At 61.3% G+C, this 9,971-nt stretch carries 10 protein-coding genes and 2 pseudogenes; 8 read left to right on the top strand and 4 right to left on the bottom strand.

Annotation, left to right across the window (positions count from 1 at the left end; translation table 11 throughout):
* A partial coding sequence (locus A3AG_RS32675; protein ID WP_018003720.1) for an IS4/Tn5 family transposase DNA-binding protein occupies window positions 1–174 on the bottom strand: 174 nt, incomplete at its 3' end.
* Window positions 175–336: 162 nt separating this feature from the next.
* Between A3AG_RS32675 and A3AG_RS32670 the strand changes: the two genes are divergently transcribed.
* Window positions 337–849 carry a hypothetical protein gene (locus tag A3AG_RS32670; RefSeq protein ID WP_145987529.1) on the top strand — a complete coding sequence of 171 codons (513 nt, stop codon included), beginning with the start codon at window positions 337–339 and terminating at the stop codon, window positions 847–849.
* 150 nt (window positions 850–999) lie between these two features.
* Here the strand turns inward: A3AG_RS32670 and A3AG_RS32665 are convergent.
* The 3 genes and pseudogenes from A3AG_RS32665 to A3AG_RS0100790 form a co-directional block, all read right to left on the bottom strand.
* A pseudogene (locus tag A3AG_RS32665) lies at window positions 1,000–1,431 on the bottom strand (transposase); the annotation flags it as partial.
* A pseudogene (locus tag A3AG_RS32660) lies at window positions 1,413–1,835 on the bottom strand (helix-turn-helix domain-containing protein); the annotation flags it as partial. The pseudogenes A3AG_RS32660 and A3AG_RS32665, both read right to left, overlap by 19 nt.
* A 268-nt stretch (window positions 1,836–2,103) precedes the next feature.
* Complete coding sequence (locus tag A3AG_RS0100790) at window positions 2,104–3,474, bottom strand: ISNCY family transposase (RefSeq protein ID WP_012354735.1); 1,371 nt, start codon at window positions 3,472–3,474, stop codon at window positions 2,104–2,106.
* Between the two features lie 93 nt (window positions 3,475–3,567).
* On the opposite strand from A3AG_RS0100790, the gene A3AG_RS32655 reads away from it, so the two are divergent.
* From A3AG_RS32655 to A3AG_RS0100755, 7 genes are all read left to right on the top strand, one after another.
* Window positions 3,568–4,337 (top strand): IS5 family transposase gene (locus A3AG_RS32655; RefSeq protein WP_232348031.1). Its coding sequence is split into 2 segments (ribosomal slippage): window positions 3,568–3,898 and window positions 3,898–4,337, totalling 771 coding nucleotides; the frame shifts between segments, so codons are not numbered across the junction.
* 332 nt (window positions 4,338–4,669) lie between these two features.
* Window positions 4,670–6,175, top strand: a complete 1,506-nt coding sequence (locus A3AG_RS0100780) for a ferritin family protein (protein ID WP_012354738.1) — start codon at window positions 4,670–4,672, stop codon at window positions 6,173–6,175.
* Window positions 6,176–6,199: 24 nt separating this feature from the next.
* The gene (locus tag A3AG_RS0100775) at window positions 6,200–6,460 is read left to right on the top strand and encodes a toluene-4-monooxygenase system B family protein (RefSeq protein ID WP_012354739.1); all 261 of its coding nucleotides are present in this window, start codon (window positions 6,200–6,202) and stop codon (window positions 6,458–6,460) included.
* Window positions 6,453–6,803: a monooxygenase system ferredoxin subunit gene (locus A3AG_RS0100770; RefSeq protein WP_018003718.1), complete on the top strand. Its 351-nt coding sequence runs from the start codon at window positions 6,453–6,455 to the stop codon at window positions 6,801–6,803. Before A3AG_RS0100775 ends, A3AG_RS0100770 begins: the two co-directional genes overlap by 8 nt.
* Before the next feature lie 19 nt (window positions 6,804–6,822).
* Window positions 6,823–7,140, top strand: a complete 318-nt coding sequence (locus A3AG_RS0100765; RefSeq protein ID WP_012354741.1) for an MmoB/DmpM family protein — start codon at window positions 6,823–6,825, stop codon at window positions 7,138–7,140.
* A gap of 12 nt (window positions 7,141–7,152) precedes the next feature.
* Entirely contained in the window at window positions 7,153–8,151 is a 999-nt protein-coding gene (locus A3AG_RS0100760) for an aromatic/alkene monooxygenase hydroxylase subunit beta (RefSeq protein ID WP_012354742.1), read from the top strand.
* A 556-nt stretch (window positions 8,152–8,707) separates the two neighbouring features.
* The gene (locus tag A3AG_RS0100755) at window positions 8,708–9,946 is read left to right on the top strand and encodes an IS4 family transposase (RefSeq protein WP_012354743.1); all 1,239 of its coding nucleotides are present in this window, start codon (window positions 8,708–8,710) and stop codon (window positions 9,944–9,946) included.
* Window positions 9,947–9,971 lie beyond the last annotated feature (25 nt).

Raw genomic sequence — 9,971 nt, 5'->3', positions numbered from 1 at the left:
AAACCGATATGCCGCGATGGTTTGCGACCAGTCATCGCATGCGCCGGGGATGCTCGCCGTCGGCAGAGCCGCAAACCGCTTGAGCAGCTCCTTGGCGCGCCGATCCCGCCCCGGATCACCAAGATCCAGACTCTCGAATTCCTCGTCCACCCATGCCCCCGACTCGTTGCTCATTGCTGCGCGAAAATCCGAGAGTAAACGCGAGTCTGGCGAAGTTAACAACCCCCTTACCTCGAAATTCCCGGGACTTCAAGCTCCAAGCCTCGCCGCGGAGACGGTCCTACTTCCGTATAAGGGGATGCCTCAAAAGACCGCTTTCTCTCTTTGGAGCACACTATGATCGAATCCCTTAAACAAAGCGGTACGAAACGCACATGGCGTCGCATTCGCGTGAGGGGCAGCTGGCTGCCAGACCATGCCTTTGTGTGGGCGTATTGGAACGGCACCATGTGGAACGGCTTTACTGTCCCGATGTTTACCAGCCAGGACGCCAGCAATCTCTGTGCGGTGATGCCGAGCCTCGTGTACGTTGAGGCTCGCCAAGTCTTTGCTTTTCCTTTGCTGTGCCGTCTTCGCTTGCTGCGCCGCCCAGCCGACCTCGCCGAATACCTGTCGGGGTTTCGAAGCGCTGTGGCTGGATATTGCCGGAACTGTCACGGTCGTCCGGGTCCGCCCAGTCACGATTGCGGAGAGCGGCGGCATGATGTCCGCGAAAGGCCAACACCATTTGTCAAAGCTAAATTGAAATCTATGGTCAGCCCGATCTTTGCAAGGTTGAGGTCGATGATCTGTGGCTTGCCTAAATCTATCCAGAGTCTGCTTGGAGATTGCTCTCCCGCTCCACGATGAAAGTCGCGCCCGGTAGTATTAAAAATGTCCGCACTTTGTGGTAGCTATACAATTTGTCAGGGTGTCCACCGGGCCACTGGGCCGTTGGGTCATCAATGTCAACGTCGCAAAGCCTGAATTAACAAATAATCCTGCGCGGTCAGCCCACCTTCAGCTCGCCGCGGCCACGGGGATTTGGTAATCACTGCGGCGGTACAGCAACGCCCACGCTATGCTTGCAAGCTTATTGGCCAAGGCACACGCGACGACGTTTGGATGGCGCCGTACGAGCATCTTCCGAAGCCAATCCCCAAGCCCATCCGTTCGTCGATGAAGACGTGTCATTACAGAGCATGCGCATTGAATCAGCAGGCAACGTATGCTTTTGTCGCCTCGCTTACTGATACCGAGCAGAGCCGGGCGACCGCCAGTACTGTATTGCCGCGGCACTAGCCTTATCGATGCGGCAATGTCACGCCCGGAGCGAGAATTCTTTGCATCCCCCAGTTCAGCGGCCAACAAGCTGTCGGTAATGGCTCCAATGCCCGGGATGGCAAGCAGGCGCAGAGCGTTGTCGTCTTCCTTAAGCTGCTGCGACAGTTCCGCTTGACCTGGTCGTCAAGGCACTTGAGCGGGACCCAGAAACCAGCGTCGATCATGATCCGGCGCACCGTCTCGGTGGCCAGGTCGATGCCATGGCGCTCGCGCAGCTTCTCGGCGGCGAGCGTCGGGCCGAAGTCGGCGTAGCTGCCGCGAATCAGGCCGCGCACGCGGGACTCCAGCCCCGACGGCAGCTGGCGGTTGCTGTCACGGCCGCGCTTACGCGAGCCCAGGCCACTCGGACCATCCTCGCGGTAGCGCAGCACCAGCCGTTCCACCTGGCGCCGCGACAAGCCGAGCTTCTCGGCGGCGCGCCAGACCGCCAGGCCATGGTCGACCACGGCCTGAATCACCTTGAGCCGATCGAGTTCGCGCATCGTCGTCGTGATGGTCTCGGGCTTGCGCATCGCGGCCTCCAGTCTCGGACAGACGGAAAGCCGCCAGCATGCCAGCCTGGGCAAGGGGGTACGTCATTTCTATTTGGCTCAAATGCGACATTACTATTTGGGGCCAACACGTGCTGTCAAAGCTAAATTGAAATGTCCGGTCTCTGGCTAAGTTGAAATGTCCGGTTGATCGGCTATTGGGGTGAGCGTAGGGCGGTAGTGCTGTCCTGACGTGACTGAGTCCAAGCCGTGCTGCCTGAGCCCTGTTGAACTGCCAGCGCAAGCTGAATCAGTTTTCCGTTCCGTTAAGCGGCCACGGCTGCTCCTGCAGCCTTTGCAACGCTTCCAACATATCGTTCTGGCCGAGCGACCGCTGCGATTTCTTGCCGGGCGGCCGTCCACGCTTGCGCGGAACCCCCTCCGTGCCAGGCACAGAGAGCGAACGCGTGTTATCGCGCTTCTCCTGCACGTATTGCGCCAACTGCAGCACATGTCCCAGGCGCTTGTTGTCCACGATCGCGCCCTGGTCCACTTCCGACAGCCGGTCATAGGTGGTGTAGGGCAGGGCGGCGCCATTAGCCCGCGGCTCGATCCTGCCATCTGGGTAGTGATAGACGTCGATGTAGCAGCCAGCCAGCTTGCGATGCTCCGGCGGGTCCGCCAGCAGGTAGAGCATCTTGTCGTACTGGATCGTCAGGCTCTTGGACACGCAGCGTGGCTCGCGCCACGCGAAGATCAGATCCAGATTCTCGTCCGGTCGCAGCGGTCGATGGGCGTTGTGGTTGTTGCGCGGCACCTTGGCAAAGCGCGCGTTGTAGTCGGCGATGAACTCCGCCATGAAGCCATTGGCCGCCTCCATGGTGCTGATGCCACGCAGGCGCAGCTCCTTGACCAGCCGGTCCTGCAAGGTCAGGTGTGTCCGTTCCACGCGGCCTTTTGCCTGGCTGCTGTTGGCGCAGATGCCTTCGATGTTCAGTTCGAACAAGGCCCGCGCAAACTGCGTATGGCCGTCGCCGCTAGTTGCTCCTTGCTTGTTGACCCGGAAAACGCTGGCCTTGTCACTGTAAAACGCCACCGGCTTGCCGTGGCGCTCCAGGTAGGCGCGGGTCGCCGCGAAGTACGTGAACGTGGCCTCCGAATGGGTAAAGCGCAGCTCCATGATCCGGCTGGTGGCGTCGTCGACATAAACGAGCAGCGTGCAGGCAGGCGCGCGTTCCTCAAACCAGCGGTGATCGCAGCCATCAATCTGAATCAGTTCGCCATAGCAGGCGCGCCGATTACGAGGCTGATAGACCTTGAGCGGGCGCTGTTTGCGCGGTACCCACAGGCCGGCAACCATCATCAGCCGCCGGACCGTTTCCTTCGCCAGAGTGAGCCCGTGTGCTTCGCGCAGCTTCTCGGCCGCCAGGGTCGGGCCGAAGTCGGCATAGTGTTCCCGGATCAGGCCGAGCGCTGCGGCTTCGCGCTCGCCAGACAGACGGTTGTTGCTGGGTCGGCCGCGCTTGCGCGAGACCAGCCCGGCTGGGCCTTCCAGCCGGTAGCGCTCCAGTAACCGCCGCAGCTGCCGGTCAGTGATCTCCAATCGTTCGGCGGCCACGCCAGGCCGCAACTGACCATCCATGACCGCCTGGACGGTCTTGAGCCTGTCAATCTCGCGCATGCTTAGAGACCGTTTCAAAAAGACCCCGAGGGGGCTGTTAACCTTTTCGGCAAGCTGTTAACCTTGGCCATCTGAACGATGGGAACCGAGGGGATGAGCGCGCCGATCATCGATGACGAGCTGTGGGCACTGATCGAACCTTTGCTGCCGCCGCCGAAGCCGCGACGCAAGAAATATCCAGGCCGCCTTCCGGTTTCGGATCGAGCTGCGCTGAACGGCATCTTGTTCGTGTTCAAGACCAGCATACGCTGGTGCGACCTGTCGACCAAGTTGGGATTCGGTTCGGGTCCGACCTGCTGGAGGCGCTTGCGCGACTGGCAGAAGGCTGGCGTGTGGAAGCGATTGCACGAACTATTGCTGGCGAAGCTTCGCGAGGCCCACGAACTCGATTTCTCACGAGTAGCCGTCGATTCATCGTCGGTGCGAGCCGTTGGGGCGGGCGAAAAACTGGCCCGAACCCCACGGATCGCTCGCGACCAGGTTCCAAGCACCACATCCTCGTCGATGCAAATGGCGTCCCAATCAGCGCAATCCTGACCGGGGCGAATCGCAACGACGTCACCCAATTGCTGCCGCTCGTCGACGCGATCCCGCCCATTCGCGGCGTGCGCGGCCGACCGCTTCAGAAGCCAAAAGTCATCTACGCAGACCGAGGCTATGACTCCGAGCCACATCGTCAGCGGCTTCGCGAGCGCGGCATCAAGCCGGTGCTTGCCAAACGCCGGACTGAGCACGGTAGTGGTCTGGGCAAGTTCCGCTGGGTTGTCGAACGTACCCAAGCGTGGCTTCACAACTTTCGTCGTCTTCGCATTCGCTTCGAACGTCGAGCTGACATTCATGAAGCGCTCCTCAAGTTCGGCTGAATTCGATGCACCTGGTATTTCCAGTAGGCGTCCATGGTTGGGCCGAATGAGTCTTTCCCCTTGTCCCAGTGGTGGATTTTGATGCCTTCGTAGGTGTCGTAGGGAAATCCACAAGGAACTGGCACCTTGTTGCGACGCCCAGATCCGGGCCTCGAAATCCAATGGAGTACCCGCCATTCCTTACGCTCCCACTGCTTTGCAGTGCAGCATGACTATATCGCCATGCCCGCTGGCATTACATTTGCACAAGGGAATGCGCTCCGGATCTGCGGCCTTTCGCAACCGGGACTGCAAAGCAAGAAGGACATGACATCCACCAAGGAGAATATCCCATGGCGCTTTTGGAACGCGCAGCGTGGTACGACATTGCCCGCACAACGAACTGGACGCCGACGTACGTCGCCGAGTCCGACCTTTTCCCGGAGGTCATGGCAGGGGCACAGGGCGTGCCCATGGAAGTCTGGGAAACCTATGACGAGCCCTACAAGACATCGTATCCAGAATATGTCCGCATTCAGCGCGACAAGGACGCTGGCGCCTACTCCGTGAAGGCCGCGCTGGAGCGCAGCCGCATGTTCGAGAACGCCGATCCCGGCTGGCTGTCTATCCTGAAGGCACATTACGGCGCCATCGCGCTCGGCGAATACGCAGCGATGAGCGCCGAGGCACGAATGGCCCGCTTCGGCCGCGCGCCAGGGATGCGCAACATGGCGACGTTTGGCATGCTTGACGAGAACCGTCACGGGCAATTGCAACTCTACTTTCCGCACGACTACTGCCCAAAGGATCGTCAGTTTGACTGGGCGCACAAGGCCTATCACACCAACGAATGGGCCGCGATCGCTGCCCGCAGTACCTTCGACGACCTATTCATGTCGCGCAGCGCGATCGAGATCGCCGTGATGCTTACGTTTGCCTTCGAAACCGGTTTCACCAACATGCAGTTCCTCGGGCTGGCGGCCGATGCGGCGGAAGCCGGCGACTTTACGTTCGCCAGCCTCATTTCAAGCATCCAGACGGACGAGTCACGGCACGCGCAGATCGGCGGCCCGGCACTGCAGATCCTGCTGGCCAACGGGCGCAAGGAGCAGGCGCAGCAGCTCGTGGACGTGGCCATTGCACGCGCATGGCGCCTGTTCTCCCTGCTGACCGGCACGTCGATGGACTACGCTACGCCGCTGCAGCATCGCAAGGAGTCATTCAAGGCGTTCGTGACGGAATGGATCGTCGGCCAGTTCGAGCGCACCCTGATAGACCTCGGTCTCGACCTGCCCTGGTACTGGGACCAGATGATCAATGAGTTCGACTACCAGCACCATGCTTACCAGCTGAGCATCTGGTTCTGGAGGCCAACCATCTGGTGGAATCCGGCCGCCGGCATGACGCCGGACTGCCGTGATTGGCTCGAAGAAAAGTATTCCGGCTGGAATGACACGTTTGGCAAGGCCTGGGACGTCATCATCGACAACCTGCTCGCGGGCAGGAAGGAGCTCACCGTCCCCGAGACGTTGCCCATTGTGTGCAACATGAGCCAGTTGCCAATCTGCGCGGTGCCGGGCAGTGGCTGGAACGTCAGGGATTATCCGCTCGAGTACAACGGCCGCACGTACCACTTCAATTCCGAGATCGACCGTTGGGTTTTCCAACAGGACCCCGTGCGTTACCGCGACCACCTGACCCTGGTCGACCGTTTCCTCGCCGGGCACATCCAGCCGCCCGACCTGGGGGGGGCACTCCTGTACATGAACCTCGCCCCCGGCGAGATTGGCGACGACGCACACCATTGCGCATGGGTGGCGGCATACCGCCGCCAGCGCGAACAGAACAAGACCGCCTGATGCGGCCATCAGATGGATAATGACATGGCACTGTTTCCAGTGATTTCGAATTTTCAATACGACTTCGTGCTGCAGCTCGTCGCCGTCGATACGGAGAACTCGATGGACGAGGTAGCGGCGGCCGCCGCGCACCATTCAGTCGGCCGTCGCGTAGCGCCTCAGCCCGGCAAGGTCTTGCGGGTGCGGCGCCAGGGGAGCGACCATTTCTATCCCCGCGACGCCCGGCTCGGCGACACCGATATCAAGCCGATGGAGTCACTCGAATTCATTTTTTGCGATGCATAAGGACACCAAAAATTTCCAGACAGTCTCCACACTCGACGAGCTGTGGGAAGGCGACATGGCCGAGGTCGTGGTGGACAGCCACGTCATCGTACTTGTCCGCCCACGAAGCGGCACGCCACGCGCATTCCAAGGCATCTGCCCGCACCAGGACATTCCGCTCGTAGAGGGAAATTTCGACGGGCGCGTACTGATGTGCCGGGCCCACCAGTGGACATTCGACGCCAACACAGGCAGGGGCATCAACCCCAGTGGATCCCGTCTCGCAGAGTATGCCATCAGGGTAGATGGTGACGACATACTTATCGCTGTCGAAGGCGTCGAACCACTGTTCGCCAATTGCTGATATTGCAAAGGAATCGATCATGAGCAGGGATCACAACACCGCCGAGGCGTACCGAAATAACCGCGTCGGCCCCGTGCTTCGCGCCAGCAGCATCACGTCCGGCGTCATCGAGGCCGCGCGGGAAGACAATCCGGGTAAGGAGATCCGTGTCGACGACAAGCTCGCATACGTGCGCATCGACACCGACGGCGAACTGATCCTGCGCCGAGCTACGCTGGAGGATACGCTGGGCCGCCCGTTCAGGATGTCCGAGCTGGAGGTCAACCTCAGCTCGTTCGCGGGCCGCATCGAGACCACGGACGACTACGTCCTCTTCTATTACAAAAAGACGCTGTAACCGGAGACGAGCATGACTACTCAACCGGACGTCCTCAAGCCGCTAAAGACCTGGAGCCACCTGGCCGCGCGGCGGCGCAAACCAAGCGAGTACGAGATCGTCTCGACGAATCTGCACTACACGACCGACAACCCCCACGCGCCGTTCGAACTCGATCCGAATTTCGAGATGGCGCAGTGGTTCAAGCGTCACCGCAACGCCTCGCCGCTGAAACACGCTGACTGGAACGCCTTTCGGGACCCCGACGAGCTCGTCTACCGCACCTACAACATTCTGCAGGACGGTCAGGAAACCTATGTGTCCGGTCTGCTGGACCAATTTTCCCAGCGCGGCCACGACTCCATGCTGGAGCACTCCTGGGCCGGCACGCTGGCGCGACTGTACACGCCGGCACGTTATCTGTTCCACACACTGCAAATGGGATCGGCCTACGTGACGCAGATGGCCCCCGCCTCCACGATCTCGAACTGCGCCGCCTACCAGACCGCCGACTCGCTGCGTTGGCTCACCCACACCGCGTATCGAACGCGAGAGCTGTCTCAGATCTTCAGCGACGTGGGCTTTGGCACCGACGAGCGCAGATGCTGGGAGCAAGATCCGGCCTGGCAGGGTTGGCGCAAGCTGGCCGAACACGCGCTCGTTGCATGGGACTGGGCAGAGTCCTTCGTCGCCTGCAGTCTAGTATTGAAGCCGGCGATGGAGGAAGTGGTCTTGCGCGGGCTTGGCGAGGCGGCGCGCCACAACGGCGACACCCTGCTCGGCTTGCTGACTGACGCGCAGCTTGCCGACGCCCAGCGGCACCGGCGCTGGGCCGGCGCGCTCGTCCGCATGGCCCTGGAGACCCCAGGCAATCGTGACGTGCTGGCCGGCTCGATTTCCCGGTGGGCGGGGCTCGCGGACGATGCGATTGCGGCCTACGGCGCGGCGTTGCCCGACGCGCCGAACACGAAGGCACGTGCCTGCGCGGCCGTGCGCGATTTCTGGGACATCATCGGCCTGGCGGGCCTGTAACGCAAGAAGTGTCGGGAGATGCGACTCGACAGCCAGCATTGGAGCCCTATGAAATGCCAGATCGATCCGAAGGCGGCGCGACGTTCACCGTAGACGCGGAAGAAGACACTCTGCTGCGCAGCCCCGCGCGCCGGCATGACCTGCCAGCGGCGGTTCGAGGCGCGTCCACTTCTTCTATGGCGCCCGGCGCTCCTATCGACGTCCTGGAGAAACTCGCCGAAGACGAGCGCCTTGCGCGCTGTCGGTGGTACTGTCCGTACCGCAGAGCGCCTGGAAGAGTCCAACGGGTTTTCGAGCGTACGCTGACAGCTCGGCTCGGCAGTTACGACTTCTATATTTGCAGGCCTCCTTGAGCGAAACCGCGCAGGTGCTCCCGATGCACCAGGTGCGGACCCAATCCACCCAAGTTTAGCCGTCAATAGAATCGCGATTTGCCCCCGCGAACGCTTGACATGTGACGAGGTTCGAGCGGCCGCCGCCCTGCTTGCGCTGGCTGTTTAGCGCAAGCAGGGCGGCGGCCAATAGAGGATCGCTTCTCGATCTTCGCTTGGCTCTCATGCCCCTGACCGATTTGTTCGCTTCGCTTACCGAATATCTGCACACCAAGGTCTTTCACGATCTTGCTCGCCATCCCGAACGACCCTCCGCATTCACCCGTCAGCGCAAGCTCACTCTGCCGACACTGATCGCCTTCATGCTTGGCAACTTGCGCATGGGCGTACAAGCCGAACTCGATCAATTCTTCGCCGCGCTCGCGCGCCAGAACATCTTGCGCCGTTGCGTCAGTGAACAAGCCTTCGCCCAGGCTCGCAGCAAACTCAGCGGCGATGTCTTTGCTCACCTCAATGACTGGCTGCTTCGGCAGGTGTCAGACCATTTGCCGCGCTGGCATGGCTTTCGGCTAGTCGCCGCGGACGCCTCACACCTGCGTTTCGCCATCCGCCACAGCCATCTGCCTCGAGCCGCCACTCGCGATCAACTCGCCTTCGGCCTATACCTGCCCGGGGCCGAGATCATGCTCGCCGCCTCACTGCACAGCGTGCACGAGAACGAACGCCAGATCCTGTTCGAGCATCTGGACCGCCTGCAATCCGACGACTTGCTCTTGCTCGATCGCGGCTACCCCGCCCGCTGGCTGGTGGCCGTGCTCAACCAACGAAAAATCCCTTTCTGCATGCGCGCCGACGGTAGCGGCTTTGCTGCCGTGCGGCACTTCGTCCGCTCCGGTCGCGACGAGGCCATCGTCACGCTCCCGGCTCCAGCCCGAAATGACGCGCGCGACTATGAGTGTGCGGCTACTCCGCAGACCGTCCGGCTGATCCGGCAGATCTCGCCAGCCGGCAAGGTGCGCGTGCTCATCACCAATCTGCTCGACATGCACCACTATCCGGCTGCCACCTTCCGCGATCTCTATCACCAGCGCTGGCGCCTCGAGGAGGCGTTCAAACGCCTCAAACACCGCATGGCACTCGAACATCTGTCCGGCCTCTCGCAGTTGGCCGCCAGGCAGGACTTCGGCGCCAAAATCCTATGTGACAACCTGCACGCCCTATGCTGCCTCACCGCCGCGCAGGAACATGACATTGACTCGGACCATCGGATCAACCGTACCTACGCCATTACCGCGCTCAAACCTGTCCTGCCTGCGGTTCTGCTCGGCCTGCGCTGGGCCAGGGCTGCTCTGAATGAGACCTTGGCCTTGATCGCAACACGTATCCATCGCGTGCGACCGGATCGCGCCAAGCCCCGTCCGCCTCGCCAGAAGCCTCATCATGCTGCCTATAAGGCTTGTTGATGCTTACAGTAACTTGGGTGGATTG

Origin of the sequence: Cupriavidus neocaledonicus, assembly GCF_000372525.1 — a bacterium.
GTDB lineage: Bacteria > Pseudomonadota > Gammaproteobacteria > Burkholderiales > Burkholderiaceae > Cupriavidus > Cupriavidus neocaledonicus.
This window is presented reverse-complemented; position numbering and strand designations above follow the sequence as displayed.

Bases quoted from the DNA above. Each gene is read 5' to 3' on its own strand.
- A3AG_RS0100765 (WP_012354741.1), top strand. From the start codon at position 6,823: ATGAGCAGGGATCACAACACCGCCGAGGCGTACCGAAATAACCGCGTC.
- A3AG_RS0100770 (WP_018003718.1), top strand. From the start codon at position 6,453: ATGCATAAGGACACCAAAAATTTCCAGACAGTCTCCACACTCGACGAG.
- A3AG_RS0100790 (WP_012354735.1), bottom strand. From the start codon at position 3,474: ATGCGCGAGATTGACAGGCTCAAGACCGTCCAGGCGGTCATGGATGGT.
- A3AG_RS32670 (WP_145987529.1), top strand. From the start codon at position 337: ATGATCGAATCCCTTAAACAAAGCGGTACGAAACGCACATGGCGTCGC.
- A3AG_RS0100780 (WP_012354738.1), top strand. From the start codon at position 4,670: ATGGCGCTTTTGGAACGCGCAGCGTGGTACGACATTGCCCGCACAACG.
- A3AG_RS0100775 (WP_012354739.1), top strand. From the start codon at position 6,200: ATGGCACTGTTTCCAGTGATTTCGAATTTTCAATACGACTTCGTGCTG.
- A3AG_RS0100760 (WP_012354742.1), top strand. From the start codon at position 7,153: ATGACTACTCAACCGGACGTCCTCAAGCCGCTAAAGACCTGGAGCCAC.
- A3AG_RS0100755 (WP_012354743.1), top strand. From the start codon at position 8,708: ATGCCCCTGACCGATTTGTTCGCTTCGCTTACCGAATATCTGCACACC.